At 73.6% G+C, this 18,126-nt stretch carries 16 protein-coding genes; 10 read left to right on the top strand and 6 right to left on the bottom strand.

From position 1 onward, the window contains the following. Positions 1-125: 125 nt before the first annotated feature. The gene (locus CP967_RS01420) at positions 126-2,141 is read left to right on the top strand and encodes an NADPH-dependent 2,4-dienoyl-CoA reductase (protein WP_150491637.1); all 2,016 of its coding nucleotides are present in this window, start codon (positions 126-128) and stop codon (positions 2,139-2,141) included. Positions 2,142-2,265: 124 nt separating this feature from the next. Further along, entirely contained in the window at positions 2,266-2,817 is a 552-nt protein-coding gene (locus CP967_RS01425; RefSeq protein ID WP_150486156.1) for a PadR family transcriptional regulator, read from the top strand. 92 nt (positions 2,818-2,909) lie between these two features. Here CP967_RS01425 and CP967_RS01430 read toward each other — a convergent pair whose 3' ends face one another. Then, positions 2,910-3,905, bottom strand: coding sequence for a DMT family protein (locus CP967_RS01430; RefSeq protein ID WP_229888626.1), 996 nt, complete (start codon positions 3,903-3,905; stop codon positions 2,910-2,912). Next, entirely contained in the window at positions 3,902-4,831 is a 930-nt protein-coding gene (locus CP967_RS01435) for a phosphatase PAP2 family protein (RefSeq protein ID WP_150486157.1), read from the bottom strand. Before CP967_RS01435 ends, CP967_RS01430 begins: the two co-directional genes overlap by 4 nt. A 192-nt stretch (positions 4,832-5,023) precedes the next feature. Here CP967_RS01435 and CP967_RS01440 point away from each other — a divergent pair, with 192 nt between their 5' ends. The 4 genes from CP967_RS01440 (at position 5,024) to CP967_RS01455 (ending at position 8,398) form a co-directional block, all read left to right on the top strand. Further along, the gene (locus CP967_RS01440) at positions 5,024-5,653 is read left to right on the top strand and encodes a TetR/AcrR family transcriptional regulator (RefSeq protein WP_150486158.1); all 630 of its coding nucleotides are present in this window, start codon (positions 5,024-5,026) and stop codon (positions 5,651-5,653) included. Positions 5,654-5,848: 195 nt separating this feature from the next. Next, on the top strand, positions 5,849-6,862 hold the full coding sequence (locus tag CP967_RS01445; RefSeq protein WP_150486159.1) for an SPFH domain-containing protein: 1,014 nt from the start codon (positions 5,849-5,851) through the stop codon (positions 6,860-6,862). Then, positions 6,859-7,764, top strand: coding sequence for a hypothetical protein (locus CP967_RS01450; RefSeq protein ID WP_150486160.1), 906 nt, complete (start codon positions 6,859-6,861; stop codon positions 7,762-7,764). The genes CP967_RS01445 and CP967_RS01450 overlap by 4 nt, the downstream gene beginning before the upstream one ends. Positions 7,765-7,903: 139 nt before the next feature. Beyond that, positions 7,904-8,398 (top strand): FBP domain-containing protein, encoded by a 495-nt coding sequence (locus CP967_RS01455; protein WP_150486161.1) that lies wholly within the window; start codon positions 7,904-7,906, stop codon positions 8,396-8,398. A gap of 70 nt (positions 8,399-8,468) precedes the next feature. Here the strand turns inward: CP967_RS01455 and CP967_RS01460 are convergent, their stop codons facing one another. The 4 genes from CP967_RS01460 to CP967_RS01475 form a co-directional block, all read right to left on the bottom strand. After that, the gene (locus tag CP967_RS01460; protein ID WP_150486162.1) at positions 8,469-9,758 is read right to left on the bottom strand and encodes a cellulase family glycosylhydrolase; all 1,290 of its coding nucleotides are present in this window, start codon (positions 9,756-9,758) and stop codon (positions 8,469-8,471) included. A gap of 336 nt (positions 9,759-10,094) precedes the next feature. Then, the gene (locus CP967_RS01465) at positions 10,095-10,931 is read right to left on the bottom strand and encodes an ABC transporter ATP-binding protein (RefSeq protein ID WP_150491638.1); all 837 of its coding nucleotides are present in this window, start codon (positions 10,929-10,931) and stop codon (positions 10,095-10,097) included. 8 nt (positions 10,932-10,939) lie between these two features. Then, complete coding sequence (locus tag CP967_RS01470) at positions 10,940-12,127, bottom strand: FecCD family ABC transporter permease (protein ID WP_150486163.1); 1,188 nt, start codon at positions 12,125-12,127, stop codon at positions 10,940-10,942. Further along, on the bottom strand, positions 12,124-13,209 hold the full coding sequence (locus CP967_RS01475; RefSeq protein WP_190175384.1) for a FecCD family ABC transporter permease: 1,086 nt from the start codon (positions 13,207-13,209) through the stop codon (positions 12,124-12,126). The genes CP967_RS01470 and CP967_RS01475 overlap by 4 nt, the downstream gene beginning before the upstream one ends. 172 nt (positions 13,210-13,381) lie before the next feature. On the opposite strand from CP967_RS01475, the gene CP967_RS01480 reads away from it, so the two are divergent. Genes CP967_RS01480 through CP967_RS01495 form a run of 4 tightly spaced genes read left to right on the top strand, consistent with a single transcriptional unit; the run spans position 13,382 to position 18,098 of the window. Beyond that, positions 13,382-14,368 carry an ABC transporter substrate-binding protein gene (locus CP967_RS01480; RefSeq protein WP_150486164.1) on the top strand — a complete coding sequence of 329 codons (987 nt, stop codon included), beginning with the start codon at positions 13,382-13,384 and terminating at the stop codon, positions 14,366-14,368. Then, positions 14,365-15,162 (top strand): 2,3-dihydro-2,3-dihydroxybenzoate dehydrogenase, encoded by a 798-nt coding sequence (locus CP967_RS01485; RefSeq protein ID WP_150486165.1) that lies wholly within the window; start codon positions 14,365-14,367, stop codon positions 15,160-15,162. Before CP967_RS01480 ends, CP967_RS01485 begins: the two co-directional genes overlap by 4 nt. A 60-nt stretch (positions 15,163-15,222) precedes the next feature. After that, on the top strand, positions 15,223-16,425 hold the full coding sequence (locus CP967_RS01490) for an isochorismate synthase (protein ID WP_150486166.1): 1,203 nt from the start codon (positions 15,223-15,225) through the stop codon (positions 16,423-16,425). Beyond that, positions 16,422-18,098, top strand: coding sequence for a (2,3-dihydroxybenzoyl)adenylate synthase (locus tag CP967_RS01495; protein ID WP_373300447.1), 1,677 nt, complete (start codon positions 16,422-16,424; stop codon positions 18,096-18,098). Before CP967_RS01490 ends, CP967_RS01495 begins: the two co-directional genes overlap by 4 nt. The last annotated feature ends 28 nt before the right edge of the window (positions 18,099-18,126 follow it).

An 18,126-nucleotide genomic window follows, 5' to 3' on the forward strand; every position in this document is an offset into this window, starting at 1 on the left:
GCCGGGCCGGCCGGACCGGGAGGCCGCGCGGAATGCGACGTACGTCATTGTGCAACTAGTTGCATAAGGAGCCGGGGGTGCTCTACAACTGGCACGACCGCCGCCCCCTGTACCTGGAGACCCGGATGAGCCCCTACCCCGCCTTGCTGAGCCCGCTCGACCTCGGATTCACCACCCTGCCGAACCGGGTGCTGATGGGGTCGATGCACACCGGCCTGGAGGAGACCGAGCGCGGCTTCGAACGGATGGCGGCCTTCTACGCGGCCCGCGCCCGGGGAGGCGTGGGCCTCATGGTGACCGGTGGGATCGCCCCCGGCGAGCGTGCCTGCTCCTTCCCCGGCGGCGCGAAGATGACCACCGAGGCGGAGGCCGCGCAGCACGCCGAGGTCACGGCCGCCGTGCACGCGGCGGGCGGACGGATCGCGATGCAGGTCCTGCACTTCGGGCGGTACGCGCACCACCCGGACCTGGTGGCCCCGAGCGCGTTGAAGGCCCCGATCAGCGCTTTCACCCCGCACGCGCTCACCGATGACGAGGTCGAGGAGACCATCGAGGACTTCGTCCGGGCGGCGGAGCTGGCACGGCTCGCCGGGTACGACGGCGTCGAGATCATGGGTTCCGAGGGGTACCTGATCAACGAGTTCATCGTCTCGGCGACCAACCACCGCACCGACCGCTGGGGCGGGAGCTACGGGAACCGCATCCGCTTCCCCGTCGAGATCGTGCGCCGGGTCCGGGAGCGGGTCGGCAGCGACTTCATCCTGATCTACCGGCTCTCCATGCTGGACCTGGTGCCCGGGGGCTCCACGCTGGAGGAGGTCGTCCACCTCGCCCGCGAGGTGGAGGCGGCCGGTGCGACCATCATCAACACCGGCATCGGATGGCACGAGGCGCGCATCCCGACGATCGCCACGTCCGTCCCGCGCGGCGCCTTCAGCTGGGTGACGGAGAAGGTGCGCGGTGCGGTCTCCGTACCGCTGGTGACCAGCAACCGCATCAACACCCCCGAGGTAGCCGAGGAGATCCTCGCCTCGGGCCGGGCCGACATGGTCTCGATGGCCCGGCCCTTCCTCGCCGACCCGGACTTCGTCGCCAAGGCCGCCGAGGGGCGCGCCGACGCCATCAACACCTGCATCGGCTGCAACCAGGCATGTCTGGACCATGTCTTCAGCCTGAAGATCACCTCCTGCCTGGTGAACCCGCGGGCCTGCCACGAGACGGAGCTGGTGGTCTCACCGGCCCGCACCCGCAAGCGCGTCGCGGTGGTGGGCGCCGGGCCCGCCGGGCTGGCGTGCGCGGTCACGGCGTCCGAGCGCGGGCACACCGTGACCCTGTTCGACTCCGCGGACGAGGTCGGCGGCCAGCTGAACGTGGCCCGCCGGATACCCGGCAAGGAGGAGTTCGACGAGACGCTGCGCTATTTCCGTACCCGGCTGGCCGAGGAGGGCGTGGAGCTCCGGCTCGGTACCACCGCCGCCCCCGGGGACCTCGACGGGTACGACGAGGTCGTCCTGGCCACCGGCGTCGAACCCCGGACGCCCGCGATCCCCGGTGTCGGGCACCCCTGTGTGGTCGGTTATCTGGACGTGCTGCGGGACGGTGCGGCGGTCGGCGACCGGGTCGCCGTCATCGGCGCGGGCGGGATCGGGTTCGACGTCGCCGAGTTCCTGACGGACGGCGGGGACGCGGCGAGCCGGGACCCGGAGGTGTTCGCCCGGCAGTGGGGTGTGGACACGGCGTACGCGGACCGGGGCGGACTGCGTACGCCGGAGCGCCCCCGGCCGCCGCGCTCGGTGTGGCTGATCCAGCGCAGGGCCGGGAAGGTGGGGGCCGGGCTCGGCAGGACCACCGGGTGGATCCACCGCACCGAGCTGCGTCACCGCGGTGTGACGACGATCGCCGGCGCGTCCTACGACCTGATCGACGACGAGGGTCTGCATCTCACCGTCGACGGGGTCCGGCAGGTGCTGCCGGTGGACACGGTGGTGCTGTGCGCGGGCCAGGAACCGCGCCGTGAGCTGTACGAGGCGCTGGTGGCCGCCGGGCGGCGGGTGCGTCTGATCGGTGGTGCGGACGTCGCCGCGGAACTGGACGCCAAGCGTGCGGTCCAGCAGGGGACGGAACTCGCCGCGGAGCTGTGAGGGCGGACCTCCCGGCCGCCCCGGCTGCCGCCTCGCTCGCCGCCTCGCTCGCCGCCCCGCCGGCCGCCCCGGCCCCGTACCGGAGCGGTCGGCGGGGCAGGCTGCGGTCCCTAGGATGCACTGCATGTCACTGCCCCACGCGATCCTCACCGCCCTGCTGGAGAAGCCGTCGTCGGGGCTGGAGCTGACCCGCAGGTTCGACCGGTCGATCGGTTACTTCTGGCCGTCCACGCACCAGCAGATCTACCGCGAGCTGGGGCGGCTGGAGGAGGCGGGCCGCATCCGCGCCCTGCCCGCGCCCGGGCCCGTCCGCGGCCGGAAGAAGGAGTACGAGGTCCTCCCGGCGGGCCGCGAGGAGCTGGCCTCCTGGGTGGCGCTCGCGGAGGGCCCGCGCCCGGTCCGCGATCCCCTGCTCCTGCGGATGCGGGCGGCCGCCGTGGTCGGGGCGCCGGGACTGGTCGCGGAACTGCGCCGGCACCTCGCCCTGCACCGGGCACAGCTGGAGGAGTACCTGGAGATCGAGCGGAGGGACTTCCCGCCGGAGCGGACGCCGACGGACGAGGACCGGCTGCGGCACCTGGTGCTGCGCGGCGGCATCGGCCTGGAGACCTTCTGGACGGACTGGCTCGTCGGGGCGGTCGGTGACCTGGAGGGCCCGGGAGCGCCCCAGGAGTGATCCGGCGGGCGGCCCGGCCAGCCCACGGCCCCGCCCCGCTCGTCACGGCCCGGTGGGAGGCCCGGCTGCCCGGCGGGCACGCCCCGCGCCGCTCAGGGCAGGCCGGCCTGCTCCACGCGCAGGGGGAGGGCGTCCGCGGCCCGGTGGCCCAGGGCGGCGGGCCCGGGGATGACGGTCCGGACCGGCGCCCGGACGGCGGCCGGGTGCGTGGCGGGGGCCGCTGTCACGGCGGGGGGCGCGGCCGGCGCCGGGCCGGCCGCGGGGGCGCCGCCGGCCTGGGCCCTGCTGAGCAGGACGACACCGCGTACGGCGGCCGCCGCCCCCGCCAGCGCCATGGCCAGGCCGGCCGGCCCGCCGTGGAGGTGCTCGCCGAGCAGGGCCGCCCCGATCGCGGCCGCGGCGACCGGATTGGCGAGGGTGACGACCGCGAGCGGCGCGCCCAGGCCACTGCGGTACGCCGTCTGGGAGAGCAGGAGCCCGCCCGCGGCGAAGGCGGCGACCAGCAGGGCGACGACGGTCAGGCGCCAGTCGAGCAGGGGGCCCGGACGGCCGGCCGCCGCGACGGTCACGGTCTGGGTGAGCGCCGAGGCCACGCCGGAGGCGATGCCGGACGCTCCCGCGTGCCGCAGGCCGGGGTGGCCGGGCCGGCCGAGGACGGCGACGAGCGCCAGGGTCGCGGCGCTCACGGTCAGCGCCTCCGTCAGGCTGAGCGTGTCCTGCGGGGCGGCACCGCCTGCCACCGGCAGCAGGGCCCCGAGGCCCAGCAGGGTGAGGGCCGTGCCCCGCCACTCGGTACGGCTGACCCGGCGCCCCGCGGCGTGGGCGCCGAGCGGTACGGCGGCGACGAGGGTGAGCGCGCCGAGCGGCTGGACCAGGGTGAGCGGCCCGTACCTCAGTGCGGCGACGTGGAGCAGGGCGCCGCCCGCGTTGAGGCCCACCGCGCCCCACCAGGCGCCGCGGCCCAGCAGCCGCAGCGGGCCGGCGGACGGGTCGGTGCGTGCGGCGAGCCGGGCCTGGGCCACGGCGGCGGCGGCGTAGGCGCCCGCCGAGACGAGGGACAGGGCGACGGCTATGACCGTGGCGTTCACCGGCCCGCTCCGGAGCGCGCGTGAGCGCGGGGCCGGGGCACGGACGCGCGGAGGCCGGTGGCGTACGGGCCGGGTGCGCGCCGGAGTGCCGCTCCGCGCGCCGCGGTCGCCTCCGGTGTGGAGGCACCGACGGCCTGTGCGGTGGCGGACAGCCGGGCCGTCACGGGCCGCGGCGGGCGCGGCCCGGCCGCCGCCCGGGCGGGCAGCCGGAGCACGGCGTAGGCGGCCAGCAGCAGCGCGGTGACGACCATGGCGTCGAGCCAGTAGTGGTTGGCCGTGCCGACGATGACCAGGAGGGTGAGCAGCGGATGGAGCAGCCACAGGAACCGCCACCGCGAGCGTGTCGCGACGACGAGTCCGACGGCGACCGCGAAGGCCCATCCGAAGTGCAGGGAGGGCATCGCGGCGAACTGGTTGGCCATGGAGTCGGTCGCGGGGGTGTCGCCGTACACGGAGGGGCCGTAGACCTGCCCGGTGTCGACGAGGCCGGCCGCCGGCAGCATCCGCGGGGGCGCCAGCGGGAAGACCAGGTGCAGGACGAGCGCGGCTCCGGTGAGCACGGCGAGCACGCGGCGGGACCAGACGTAGTGGCGCGGGCGGCGCCAGTACAGCCAGACCAGGAACGCCACGGTGGCCGGGAAGTGCACGGTCGCGTAGTAGGTGTTCGCCGCCTGGACCAGCGTATGGCTGTGCAGCAGCGCGTCCTGCACGGTCCCCTCGCCGGGGAGGTGCAGCGCGCGTTCGAGGTCCCAGACGTGTCCGGCGTTGCGGAAGGCGTCGTCGACGTGTCCGTTGGCGGCCTGGCGGCCGAGTTTGTACACGAGGAAGAGTCCCGCGACCAGAAGGAGCTCGCGGACGAGGGGCGGGCGGGCGGGGCTGCCCGCCTCCGCCTCCCGTGCCGCGGGCCCACTGCGGGTGTACGTCACCCTGGTGCCCCTTTGCTGACGAAGCGTTGCTACGACGTCGGACGTGGTTGTGGTGCGGCCCACGCGACATCGATACGCCAGTGTACCGATACGCTTCCGTATCGGTACACGCCCGTATCGGTACACTGGCGTACCGAAGGCCCGAAGCAGATCCCGTCGCGGTTCGCGGATTCCAGAGAGGCAGAGAGACACATGGCGTCGCCCGGTCCAGTACAGGAGCCAGCACTCTCCTCCCGCCGGTCGAAGATCACACCGGAACGGGCGCAGGAGCTCTACACCGCCGTCCTCGACCTGCTCCGCGAGAGCGGCTACGCCTCCCTGACGATGGAGGGGGTCGCCGCACGGACCCGGTGCGGCAAGTCGACGCTGTACCGTCAGTGGGGTTCGAAGCCCGAGCTGGTGGTCGCCGCGCTGCACGGGACGCGCAGGACACTGCTCACGGACATCGACACCGGCAGCCTGAGCGCCGACCTGCGCGCCGCGATGGCGGTCGTCGAGGCCGCGTCGGACCGCGACACCGCGCTGATGCACGCGCTCAGCCATGCCGCGATGCAGAGTCCCGAGCTGCTGTGCGCGATGCGGGAGACACTGATCGCCCCGTCGATCGCGGCGATCGAGACGATGATCCGGCGCGGGATCGAGCGCGGCGAGGTCGCGGCGGACAATCCCGCGGTACCGTACGTCGCCGCCCAGCTGATCGGAATCATGCGGGCCCGGCCGCTGCTGCCGGACCGCTACGCCACGGAGGGGTTCCTCACCCGCTTCGTGGAGTGCGCGGTGCTTCCCGCGCTCGGCCTGCCGGCACCGCCGTCCGGGCCCTGATGAACGTGGGCCGTCGTCCCAGCGGATGACGGCGGCCCGCCGCGCCGCACCGTGGGGACGGGGACGGCGCACCGGCCGGCCGGTGGCTTCGCTGAAGCCACCGGCCGGCTGCTTTTGCCCTCCCCCTTTTCGTCTTCTTGACGCTATACCCCTCTCTCGTTATCGTCTTGCTGACGAGAAAAGAGGGGGCCCGACATGGCCGACATCACCCGGCGCTTCGGCTTGCGGCATCTGCGCTCCGCGCCCACCGCCCACATCCGCCACCACAGGCGGGGCACGCTCGCCCACGACGGGCCCGGCATCAGCTTCTGGTACCGCTCGCTGTCCGCCGCGCTCTCCGAGATCCCCGTCGACGACCGGGAACTGGCCATGGCCTTCCACGCCCGCACGGCCGACTTCCAGGACGTGACCGTGCAGGCGACGGTGACGTACCGGATCAGCGACCCGGCCGGGGCGGCCACCCGTATCGACTTCTCGGTGGACCCGGACACCGGGGTCTGGCGGGGTACCCCGCTGGAGCAGATCGCCACCCTCCTGACCGAGACGGCGCAGCAGCACACCCTGGACGTCCTCGCCCGCACCCCGCTCGCCGCCGCCCTGGTGGACGGCGTCGCCTCCGTGCGGGAGAGCGTCGGTACGGGGCTCGCCGCCGAGCCCCGGCTGCCGGCCACCGGGATCGAGGTGGTGGCGGTGCGGGTCGTCGCGATCCGCCCCGAGGCGGAGGTGGAGCGCGCCCTGCGCACCCCCGCCAGGGAGCAGATCCAGCAGGAGGCCGACCGCGCCACCTACGAGCGCCGGGCCGTCGCGGTCGAACGCGAACGCGCCATCGCGGAGAACGAGCTGGCCAGCCAGATCGAGCTGGCCCGCCGCGAGGAGCAGCTGGTGGACCAGCGCGGCACCAACGCCCGCCGCACGGCGGAGGAGAAGTCCGCGGCCGACCTGGTGCGCACGGAGGCCGAGGCGGCCCGCACGGTGCGGCTGGCCCGTGCGGAGGCCGAGGCCGCCCGGGAGACCGGGACCGCGCGCGCCGAGGCGCAGGCCGCCTGGCTCCGGGTGCACGGCGAGGCCGATCCGGCCACTCTGCACGCCCTGGCGGTGGCACGGCTGGCGGAGAACCTGCCGCGCGTCGACAGCCTCACCCTCTCCCCCGACGTCCTGACGGGCCTGCTGGCCAAGCTGGGCCGGCCGGAGCCGGGGGCCGGGGCGTGAGCCTGGCCCCCCGCGCGGTCCTCGTCCACCGGACCACCGAGTACGAGGAACTCCTGGCCCGGCACGGCACGCACGGGCAGGCAGCGTTCTTCCTCTCCAGCCGCGGCCGGTCGCTCGACGAGGTGGCCGGGCGCCACGCGCGCCATCGGCGCGCCCTCGCCGAGGTGGCCGCCGCGGTGCCGCTGCGGTGGCGGCAGGCCCGGGTGGAGCGGGCCGATCTGGACCGCTTCCTCTTCGGCCCGGAGGACGTGGTCCTCGTGGTCGGCCAGGACGGACTGGTGGCCAACGCGGCCAAGTACCTGACCGGCCAGCCCGTGATCGGCATCGACACCGACCCGGACCGCAACCCCGGGGTCCTCGTGCGCCACCGGGCGAAGGACACGGCCGCGCTGTGCCGGGCGGCCACCGGTCAGGGGGGCGGCACAGAACCCCTGACCATGGTGGAGGCGGTCGCCGACGACACCCAGCGGCTGCTCGCGCTGAACGAGATCTGCCTGGCGCCGCCGGGCCACGGCACCGTCCGCTACCGCATCGGCACCGGCGGCCCCCTGTCCGCGTCCGCCGGGGAGCCCCAGGCGTCCTCCGGCGTGCTGGTCGGGACCGGGACCGGGGCCACCGGGTGGCTGCGCTCCCTGTGGGCCGAACGCGGCAGCCCCCTGCCGCTGCCCGCCCCCACCGATCCCCGGCTGCTCTGGTTCGTCCGTGAGGCATGGCCCTCCCCCGCCACGGGCACCACACGGACGGCGGGCGGGCTGGGGCGGGGCGAGGGGCTCACGCTCACCGTCGAGTCGGACCGGATGGTGGTCTTCGGGGACGGGATGGAGTCCGACGCCCTGGAACTGACGTGGGGCCAGGGCATCAGGATCGGCGTCTCGGAGACCTCGCTGCGTCTGGTCGTATGAGCGGGGCGGCGTACCGGAGCGGCGCGGGACGGCGTACCGGACCGCCCCGGAGCGGCGCGGCGGGCGGGCCGCCTCACGATGGATCCTACGTCCGATAAACATTTGCCTAAGGGTTGTAGGCAGATTTAGCCTCGTCCGTATGAGAGCAGTCAGTGAGCAGGACATCCGCACGTCGTTCGTCAATTGTTCCAAGGGTGAGGCGAAGCGGCTGCCGATGCCCCGCGACCTGGAGGAGGTCCGCTGGGAGGATCTGGACTTCCTGGGCTGGCGGGACCTCTCCGCGCCGGACCGGAGCTACATCGTCACGGAGCTGCACGGTGAGCTGACCGGCATCACCCTCCGCTTCCCCTCGCAGCAGCGCGGTTTTCTGCACCGCAGCATGTGCTCGGTCTGCCTGACCACACACCCCGGCAACGGGGTCTCCCTGATGACCGCCCGCAAGCGGGGACAGGCGGGGCGGGACGGCAACTCGGTGGGCATCTACCTCTGCACCGACCTGGACTGCTCGCTCTACGTACGGGGCAAGAAGCTGCCGGCGTCCGGCAGGCGCTTCGAGGAGTCCCTGACCCTGGAGCAGCAGATCGAGCGGACCCGCGGCAAACTGGCCGCCTTCCTGGAACTGCTCGCGGCCTGACCGCCCGGAGAGCGGCCGGCGCCCCTCCCGCCCGGGCGGGTGTCCGGGCGGGAGGGGCGTTTCGGCCGCGTCAGTCGGCCCGGCCGCCCTTCACGACGCAGGAGCGGCTGTCCTCCCAGCCCCAGCCGTCACCGTCCGGGTCCGACGCGGAACCCCGCACGCAGTACGGGTAACCGTTCGGCGCGGTGCCGCCGCCCGCCGCACCGTCGGCCCGGCCGCCCTTCACGACGCAGGAGCGGCTGTCCTCCCAGCCCCAGCCGTCACCGTCCGGGTCCGACGCGGAACCCCGCACGCAGTACGGATAGCCGTTCGGCGCGGTGCCGCCGTCCCCTCCGCCGTCCCCGCCGCCACCGCCGTAGACCGTGGCCTCCTCGGCGGTCGCCACGATGCCGTTCGCACCGTTGAAGAGGCGGTCGCCCCAGCCGGTCAGGGAGCCGGCGTCGAAGCCGTTGACCAGGTCGAGGTATTCGACCCCGCTGCCGTTACCGCTCCAGGACCAGCCCAGGTAACCGAGCCGCAGCGACTGCGCGGTCGCCATGATCGCGTCCTCGTCGGGGTTGCCGTCACTGTGGTTGTCACCGAACTCGCCCACCACGATGGGCAGTCCGGCGGAGACGAAGGCCCCGAGATAGTCCCGCACCTCGGCCGCCGTGTCGTACACCCCGTACATGTGGATCGAGAAGACGGTGTTGCGGTCGGGATCCGAGGCGAAGACCGAGGCGGCGTTGCTCCTCATCGTGCCGGACCAGTCCTGGCCCCAGTTGGGCGCGTCCACCATCAGCGCGTGGCCGAAGCCCGCGCTCCTCATCCGGCCGACGGCCGCGCTCGTGTCGGCGGTCCAGCGGGCGTGACCGGTGTTGCCGTAGGGCTCGTTGCCGAGGTTGATGACGACGTGGTTCTCCTGGCCCTCCAGCACGCTCCTGATACCGGTCCAGTAGTCCACCGCCTCGTCCAGGGTGGCGGCCGCGCCGTCCTCGCCGTAGCCGGTGGTGTCGTGCACCTCCAGCACGCAGATCAGCCGGTTCTTCCTGCACTCGGCGACGATGCCCGAGACCTCGGACGCGCTGGTCCTCGTCCATCGGTCACCGCTGCTGAGCACGACCCGGACCGTGTTGGCGCCCTTCTCCTTGATGTCGGCGAGCGCCCCGGTCCGCTCCGGGTACCAGGTGTGGGCGTGGTTGACGCCCCGCATGACGAAGTCGTTGCCGTTGCCCTCCAGCAGCCGGCCGTCGCTCACGTGGAGGCCGGTCGCCGCGTGGGCGACCTGCCCCATACCGGTCAGGGACAGCAGAAGCCCTGCCACGGCGGCCAGGGCCGCGGCGACCGCCCCGCTTCGGGGCCGGCGGATACGCGTTCTCATCGTTCTCCTGGGGAGTATGAATCTGACAACGTTGTCCAACTCTCCTGACAACGTTGTCAGAAAGGAGGGAATGCGGTTGTTCCCACCCTCCGCCAAGGGCACATCGCTGTGCCTGACCCCCTGGCGAAGGGTGCCGCATCGCTGCCCCACATGAGGCCCGATCGTTTCCGGCATGTCAATAGTTCGCGCACGCGCACCGGGTAGATCACCGGCCCGCCCGGTGATCTGATCCGGCGTCAGCCTTCCGCCTTCCGCGCCCGGGGCGCGGGGCCCGGGGCGCCCCCGGAGTACCGGCTCCGGGGCGCCGGGCCGCCGCGCCACAGGGGCGACGGGGTGTCAGCTCACGGTGACCCGCCCGGCGCGCGGGACGACGACCGGCGAGGCGTCGCCGGGGGCGCGCAGGATGTCGGCGTCCAGGGCGTAGAGCTCCTTGACCAGCGCTTCGTCGACGGTCTGCGCCGGGACGCCCTGTGCGACGACCCGTCCGTCCTTCATGGCGACGAGGGTGTCGGCGTACCGTGCCGCCGCCGCCAGGTCGTGCTGGACCATGACGACGGTACGTCCCGACCCGGCGACCTGGCGGACGAGTTCCATGACCTCCACCGCGTGACCGAGGTCGAGGGCGCTGGTGGGTTCGTCGAGCAGGATGACGGGGGTGTGCTGGGCGAGGACCATGGCGAGCCAGCAGCGCTGGCGCTGGCCTCCGGAGAGCCGGTCGAGGCGTTCCGCGGCCAGTCCGGTGGTGCCGGTGGCCTCCAGGGCTTCGCGGACGGCGTTCTCGTCCTCGCGCGACCACTGGCGCAGGAGCCCCTGCTGGGGGTGGCGGCCGTAGCGGACGAGTCCGGCCACGGTGACCGCCTCGGGGGCGCGCGGCGACTGCGGCAGCAGGGCGACGCGGTGCGCGGCCCGGCGCCGGTTCAGCTGCCAGATGTCGTCGCCGCCGACCCGGACGGTGCCGGACCCGGGCTGGTGCAGCCGGGCGATCGTGCGCAGCAGGGTGGACTTGCCGCAGCCGTTGGGGCCGACGATCGCGACGACCTGGCCCGCGGGGACGGTCAGGTCGACGTTCTCCACGACGGGGCGTCCGGGGTATCCGGCGTGCAGCGCGCGGACCTCGATGGCGGGCGGAGCCGCCTCGTCGTGCGTGCCGGGGGTGCGGGTGGTGTCGGTCATGGGGGTGGTCATGCCTTTCCGGTGTCGCGGTCCGGGCGGAGCAGGACCCAGAGCAGGAAGGGGCCGCCGAGGACGCTGGTGACGACGCCGACGGGCAGTTCGACGGGCGCGGCGACGCGTCCGAGCGCGTCGGCGGCGGCGATGAGGGCGGCCCCGGTGAGGGCGGACCCGATGACCGGGACCCGGGTGGGTCCGGCGAGCCGCTGGGCCAGGATGGGGGCGGCGAGGGCGACGAAGGCGATGGGGCCGCCGACGCCGACCGCCGTCCCGGCGAGGGCGACGGCGAGGACCAGGGCGCCCGCGCGCAGCCGGCGCAGGTCGACGCCGAGCGAGGCCGCCACGTCGTCGTCGAAGCGCAGCAGTTGCAGCCGGTGGCCGACGGCCAGGGCGAACGGGACCAGGACGAGCAGGACGAGTGCCAGGGGGGTGCCGACGCCCCAGTCGCGTCCGTTGAGGCTGCCGATGGCCCAGAGGAAGACGCCGCCCGCGGTGTTGTCGTTCTCGCGGGACATGATCAGGTCGCCGACCGCGCCGATGAAGGTGGAGACGCCGATGCCGGCCACGAGGATGCGGTAGCCGGCGGTACCGGCTCCGCCCGCGCACAGGACGACGATCGCGGCGGCCACGACCGCGCCGATCGGGCCGAGCCACCAGTCGCCGACCATGCCGGTGGTGGAGCCGGCCGCCGCGGCGACGACGGCCGCGGTGGCACCGTCGTTGACGCCGACGAGGTCGGGGGTGGCGAGGCGGTTGCCCGCGAGGGTCTGGGTGAGGCACCCGGCGATGCCGAGGCCGGCGCCGACCAGCAGCCCGACGAAGATGCGGGGCAGCCGGAAGTCCCGCACGATCATGACGGTTCCGGGGTCGCCGGTCCCGAGGAGTCCGGAGACGGTCTCGGACAGGCTCATCCCGGTCGAACTCGCCATCACCGCGAGCGCGACGAGGACGGTGATGAGCGGGACGACCAGCAGGGCGGCGAGTGCGCTGCGGCGCGGCAGGAGCCAGGAGAACGTGCCGGTGCGCAGCACCGTGCTGTCGGGCGGCGTCACGTCGGGCGTGCGGGCGGGGGCCGCGCCGGCGTCCACGGGTGCGGGGGCCGGGCCGCCGGGGGCTCCGGGCGGTGCCGTGCCGGGGCCGCCGGTCCGGAGGGTGCCGCCGGGAGGCCGGGTGCTCTCGGACGGTGTCGCGTCGGTCATGCCTCGGCTCCCGCGGTGGAAAGGCGTGAGGAGCGGGCGATCCAGACGAGCAGGGGGCCGCCCACGAAGGCCAGCAGCACGCTGACCGGTGTCTCCCAGGGCCTGATGACGATTCGGGCGAGGATGTCCGCCAATATCATGATGTTGGCGGCGATCAGGGCGGACAGGACGAGTTGAGCCGTCATACGAGGCCCCGTCAGGGCCCGTGCGGCGTACGGTGCCAGCAGCCCCAGGAAGGCGATGGGCCCGGCCACCGCGACCGCGCATCCGGCGAGCAGGGAGACGGCTCCCGCGACGACCAGCCGGATCCGGCCGGGGTGGTGGCCCAGCGAGCGCGCCCCGTCGTCCCCGAGCGCGAGCGCCGAGAGGGGGCGGGCGCAGCCGAGTGCGGTGAGCAGTCCGATCGCGACGAGGGGCAGCAGCGGGACGAGGTCGGAGACCTCGACACCGGCGAGCGAGCCGATCGTCCAGTACCGGTAGGTGTCGAAGGTCGACTGGGTGCCGAGCAGGACGTAGGAGGTGCAGCCGTGAAAGGTGGCACTCAGCGCGGAACCGGCCAGGACCAGCCGCAGCGGAGAGCCCGCGGTGCGCCCCGAGGCGGCGAAGAGCAGGACGACGGCGCTCGCGGCCATACCTCCGGTCAGCGCCCAGACCAGCACTTCGCCCGGGGAGTCGGCCCCGAAGAAGGTGAGGCCGAGGACGACGGCGAAAGCCGCGCCGGAGTTGACGCCCAGGAGGCCGGTTTCGGCCAAAGGATTGCGCGTGGCGGCCTGGAGGAGGCAGCCTGCCGCACCGAGGCAGGTTCCGACGAGTACGGCGGCGAGGGTGCGCGGGAGGCGTACGTCCATGACCGCGAGCCGGATCTGCGCGTCGGCCCTGGCGGCCGTGTCACCGGTGAGGAAGTCCCAGGCGCTGCCCACGGAACTGGAACCGGTGCCGATGAGGAGGGAGAGCAGCACGAGGCCGAGGAGGAGGACGACGAGTCCCGTGCTGATCCACGGAACGGCACGCGCCTTCGTCGGCGGGCTTTCACGTTGACGGGTTTCGGCTGTTCTCGGCCGACCCCCTTGCGCTATCGACATAAGGGTAGCCTAACCTAAACCTATCCACCCGGTTCCGGTGGGTACCCGGACTTCGTCATGCCCTGAAACAGTGTCATGTACGTAGCCCGCCCTGTGAACGCATTCGCCTGATGCGTGCGCGACACCCGCCGGAATCAGCCTCGATACGCATCTACAACGGAGATTTCAAGCCATGACGCCCCGCTCGTTCCTTTCTTCCCGCACTCACACACGTCCCGTCATGGCGGCTTCCGTACTCACCCTCTGCGCCCTGGCACTGAGCGCGTGCGGATCGGACGACGCGGACTCCTCCGGCTCCAAGGAGCCGGCCAAGGCGAGCAGCACCCAGATCACCGACGCCACCGGCACGAAGGTGGAGGTCCCCGCCGAGCCGAAGCGTGTCCTGGCGCTCAGCGAGATGGACCTGGACTCCGCGCTCGCCCTCGGTGTCGAGCCGGTCGGCCTGACCGCGGGCCGCGGGCAGAAGGGCGCTCCCGCCTACCTCGCCGACCAGGCAGCCGGCATCCCGGTGGTGGGCGCGGTCACCGGCCCGGACATCGAGAAGGTCGTCCAGGCCGATCCGGACGTCATCCTGGCCGGTCAGATGGCCGACGAGCAGGTGCTGGCGCAGCTCCGCAAGATAGCCCCCACCGTCGTCACCATCGACGGCACCAAGGACTGGAAGAAGTCCCTGACGCTCACCGGCCTGACGCTCGGCAAGAGCAACGAGGCCGAGAAGTTCCTGGCCGACTACGACGCCAAGGCCGCGGCGCTCAAGACGGACCTCGGCGACCTGGCGGGCTCCAGCGTCTCGGTCGCCCGCTACTCGGCCAAGGGCACCGCGGTGATGCAGCAGGGCGTCTTCATCAGCGACGTGCTGAAGGACCTGGGCTTCGCGCGGCCCGGCATCCAGAACGACAAGGGCGAGGGCCACTCGACGCCGCTCAGCGACGAGAACCTCAAGGAGATCGACGGCGACTGGCTGTTCATCGGCACCCTGGACGCGGGCACCGACGCGGACCTGCTCGCCGAGCTGTCGAAGAAGCCGGCCTACCAGCAGCTGGGGGCCGTGAAGGACGAGCACGCGACCGTGATCGACGGTTCCAAGTGGACCAGCCTCGGCGGTGCGCAGGCCGCGCTCTCGGTGCTCGAGGACATCCGCAAGGCCATGGTCAAGTGAGTGCCGATCAGGAACTCGCCGGCCGGCTGGCCCTCGTCACGGGGGCCGGCCGGGGCATCGGCGAGGCCGTCGTCCACGCCCTGGCCGAGCGCGGTGCCCGCGTCCTCGCCACCGACCTGGACACCGCGGGTGTCGAGGCGGCCGTCGCCGGACGGTACGACGGCCGGGTCACCGCCCGCAGGCTCGACGTGACAGACGCCGCGGCGGTCGAGGAGCTCGTCGCCGACGTGGAGGACACCCTCGGCCCGCTCGACATCGCGGTCAACGTGGCCGGGATACTGCGGGGTTCACCGGTGGCCGAACTCACCGACGAGGACTGGGCCGCCACCTTCGCGGTCAACACCGGCGGCGTGTTCCACGTCTCGCGTGCCGCCTCGCGCCGGATGGCCGGGCGCGGCAGCGGCGCCATCGTCACCGTCGCCTCCAACGCCGCGGGCATACCGCGTACGAACATGGCCGCCTACGCCTCCTCGAAGGCGGCGGCGGTGATGTTCACCAAGTGCCTGGGCCTGGAGGTGGCGTCCAGCGGCGTGCGGTGCAACACCGTCTCCCCCGGATCGACCCTGACCGACATGCAGCGCGGCATGTGGGCCGACGCCGGCGCCGACCCGGAGGCCGCGGCCAGGAGCGTCCTGGAGGGGGATCTGGCCGGCTACCGCACGGGAATCCCGCTCGGGCGCATGGCCGACCCGTCCGACGTGGCCGACGCCGTGGCCTTCCTGGTGTCCGACCGTGCCCGCCACATCACCATGCACGACCTGTACGTCGACGGCGGCGCCACCCTGCGCGCCTGAGGCGCCGCTCCACCACTGCCCACCCGCCGCAGTCCGAGACCGTCCCCACTGGAGACACCCATGTCTACCTCCCTGCGCGTCCCCTCCTCCTCGCCCCCGCTCGGCGCCCCCGGTACCGCCACCGCGCTGCTGGAGGCCTACCGGCCCGGCACGGACCGGTTCATCGCCACCCCCCGGCTCACCCTGCTCGGCAGCGGCAGCGCCGCCGAGGTCCCCCGGGACGCGCGCCCGGTGTCCGAGCGGGTGCGTGAGACCCTGGCGGCCCGCAGGCTCGCGGGCGACAGCGACCCGGTCGTCATCGGGGCCCTGCCGTTCTCACCCGACGGAACGCACTCCCTGGCCGTCCCCCGGACGCTCCGCCGGGCACCCGCCCTGCGCGAGGACCCGTTGATCGCCCTGCGCGGGCCGGACGTGGAGCACGCCGCCGACTGGCGGATACGCGAGGTGCCCGCCGCCGCGGAGTACGGCCGGGCGGTGGCGGCGGCGGTGGCGCGCATGCGGGCCGGTGAGTTCGACAAGGTCGTGCTCGCCCGCGCGCTGGACCTGACGTCCCCTCATGAACTCGACCTGCCCGGCATGCTGAGCCGGCTGGCGCGCCGTGACCCGGAGGGGTACACGTTCGCCGTGCCGTCGGGGCCGGGCCGCACCCTCATCGGTGCCAGCCCCGAGCTGCTCGTCGCCCGGCGGGGCGGCCGGCTCGTCGCGAATCCGCTGGCCGGGTCCGCGCCGCGCAGCGGCGACCTGGCGGAGGACGTGCGGCGGGCCGCCGCGCTGCTGGAGTCGCCGAAGGACCTGCACGAGCACGCGGTCGTCATCGACGCCGTACGGGAGGCGCTCGCACCGTTCTGCACCCGTCTGGAGGTGCCCGAACGGCCCACGCTGGTACGGACCGCGGCGATGTGGCACCTGTCCACGACGCTCACGGGCGAGCTGGCCGACCCGGAGTCCACCACCGCTCTGGACCTGGCGTCCGCCCTCCACCCGACCCCGGCGGTGTGCGGCACCCCGACGGACGTGGCGCGGGCCGTCATCGCCGAGTCGGAGCCCTTCGACCGGGGGGCGTACACCGGTGTGCTCGGCTGGCAGGACGCCGACGGCGACGGCGAGTGGGTCGTGACGATCCGCTGCGCCGAGGCCGAGGGCCGCACCCTGCGGCTGTTCGCCGGCGCCGGTGTCGTCGCCGAGTCCTCCCCCGCCGCCGAGACGGCGGAGACCGGGGCCAAGTTCAAGACCTTCCTCAACGCCGTGGGAGCGACCCTGTGACCGTGAGCGACACCGCGTCCCCCGACAGCACGGCCGCGGACGCCGACGCGCCGGCCTGGCCCGCCGAGTTCGCCGAGCGCTACCGGGCGGCCGGCTACTGGCGCGGGGAGACGTTCACCTCGGTGCTGGAGGCCGGCGCCGCCGCCCATCCCGACCGGACCGCCGTCGTGGACCCGGCGCCCGGGCGCCGTACGTGGAGCTACCGGGAGCTCGCCGAACGCTCCGCGCGGCTGGCCGCCGGGTTCGCCGAGCGCGGGATATCCAAGGGCGACCGGGTCGTCCTCCAGCTCCCCAACACCGGCGAGTTCATCGAGGTGGCCTTCGCGCTGTTCCGCCTCGGCGCGCTGCCCGTGTACGCGCTGCCGGCGCACCGCGACACGGAGATCGAGTACTTCTGCTCCTTCACCGGGGCGGTCGCCTATGTGATCCCCGACCGGCACGCGGGCTTCGACCACCGCGTGCTCGCCTCGAAGGTCCGGGCCAGCGCCCCCGCGCTGCGGCACGTGTTCGTCGTCGGTGATCCGGGCGAGCACACGGCGCTGGCGGACGTGCCCCGCGACCCGGTCTCCCTGCCGGCCCCTCCGGCCCCCGGTGACCTGGCGTTCCTCCAGCTGTCGGGCGGCACGACGGGGGTGCCGAAGCTCATCCCCCGTACGCACGACGACTACATCTACTCCCTGCGGGGTTCCAACGAGATCTGCGGGGTCGACGGTGACACCCGGTTCCTCGTGGTGCTGCCGGCCGCGCACAACTTCCCGATGAGCTCGCCGGGCTGGCTGGGGACGCTGTACGCGGGGGGCACGGTCGTGCTCTGTCCGCGTCCGGATCCCGCCACCGCCTTCCCGCTCGTGGAGTCCGAGCGGATCACCATGACGGGCATGGTGCCGCCGCTCGCCCTGATCTGGACCGACGCCGCCCCCGACATGGAGGAGGACCTGTCCAGTCTGGAGCTGGTCCTGGTCGGCGGTGCCAAGTACAGCGAGGCGGCCGCCCGGCGGCTGGAGCCCTCGCTGGGGTGCAGGCTGATGCAGGTCTTCGGGATGGCCGAGGGGCTCGTCAACTACACGCGGCTGGACGACGACCACGAGACCGTCATGACCACCCAGGGCCGGCCGATCTCCCCGGACGACGAGATCCGGATCGTCGACGACGCCGACGAGGACGTCCCGGAGGGCGGCTACGGGCACCTGCTGACCCGTGGCCCGTACACCATCCGCGGTTACTGGCGCGCCCCCGAGCACAACGCCCGCTCGTTCACACCCGACGGCTTCTACCGCACCGGTGACATCGTGCGGCGGCTCCCCTCCGGGCACCTCGTCGTCGAGGGCCGGGCCAAGGACCAGATCAACCGGGGCGGCGAGAAGATCGCGCCCGAGGAGATCGAGAACATCATCCTCTCCCATCCGTCCGTGCACGACGTGTCCGTGGTGGGGGTCGCCGACGAGTACCTCGGCGAGCGCTCCCTGGCGTACGTCATCCTGCGCGAGGGCGCCGGACCGCTGAAGCCCGCCGCCGTCAAACGGCTGGTCCGCGAACGCGGGGTCGCCGCGTACAAGGTCCCCGACCTCGTCGAGTTCGTCGAGGCGTTCCCGCAGACCGGCATCGGCAAGGTCAGCAAGAAGGGGCTGCGTTCGGACGCGGCCCCCGGCCGTACCGCACCGCGTCAGCACTGAGCCGCTCCGCGCGGCACCGAAAGGTCCC

The organism is Streptomyces nitrosporeus (assembly GCF_008704555.1).
GTDB classification, from domain to species: domain Bacteria; phylum Actinomycetota; class Actinomycetes; order Streptomycetales; family Streptomycetaceae; genus Streptomyces; species Streptomyces nitrosporeus.

Bases quoted from the DNA above. Each gene is read 5' to 3' on its own strand.
- CP967_RS01460 (WP_150486162.1), bottom strand. From the start codon at position 9,758: ATGAGAACGCGTATCCGCCGGCCCCGAAGCGGGGCGGTCGCCGCGGCC.
- CP967_RS01480 (WP_150486164.1), top strand. From the start codon at position 13,382: ATGACGCCCCGCTCGTTCCTTTCTTCCCGCACTCACACACGTCCCGTC.
- CP967_RS01425 (WP_150486156.1), top strand. From the start codon at position 2,266: ATGTCACTGCCCCACGCGATCCTCACCGCCCTGCTGGAGAAGCCGTCG.
- CP967_RS01420 (WP_150491637.1), top strand. From the start codon at position 126: ATGAGCCCCTACCCCGCCTTGCTGAGCCCGCTCGACCTCGGATTCACC.
- CP967_RS01475 (WP_190175384.1), bottom strand. From the start codon at position 13,209: ATGTCGATAGCGCAAGGGGGTCGGCCGAGAACAGCCGAAACCCGTCAA.
- CP967_RS01470 (WP_150486163.1), bottom strand. From the start codon at position 12,127: ATGACCGACGCGACACCGTCCGAGAGCACCCGGCCTCCCGGCGGCACC.
- CP967_RS01445 (WP_150486159.1), top strand. From the start codon at position 5,849: ATGGCCGACATCACCCGGCGCTTCGGCTTGCGGCATCTGCGCTCCGCG.
- CP967_RS01465 (WP_150491638.1), bottom strand. From the start codon at position 10,931: ATGACCGACACCACCCGCACCCCCGGCACGCACGACGAGGCGGCTCCG.
- CP967_RS01455 (WP_150486161.1), top strand. From the start codon at position 7,904: ATGAGAGCAGTCAGTGAGCAGGACATCCGCACGTCGTTCGTCAATTGT.
- CP967_RS01490 (WP_150486166.1), top strand. From the start codon at position 15,223: ATGTCTACCTCCCTGCGCGTCCCCTCCTCCTCGCCCCCGCTCGGCGCC.
- CP967_RS01440 (WP_150486158.1), top strand. From the start codon at position 5,024: ATGGCGTCGCCCGGTCCAGTACAGGAGCCAGCACTCTCCTCCCGCCGG.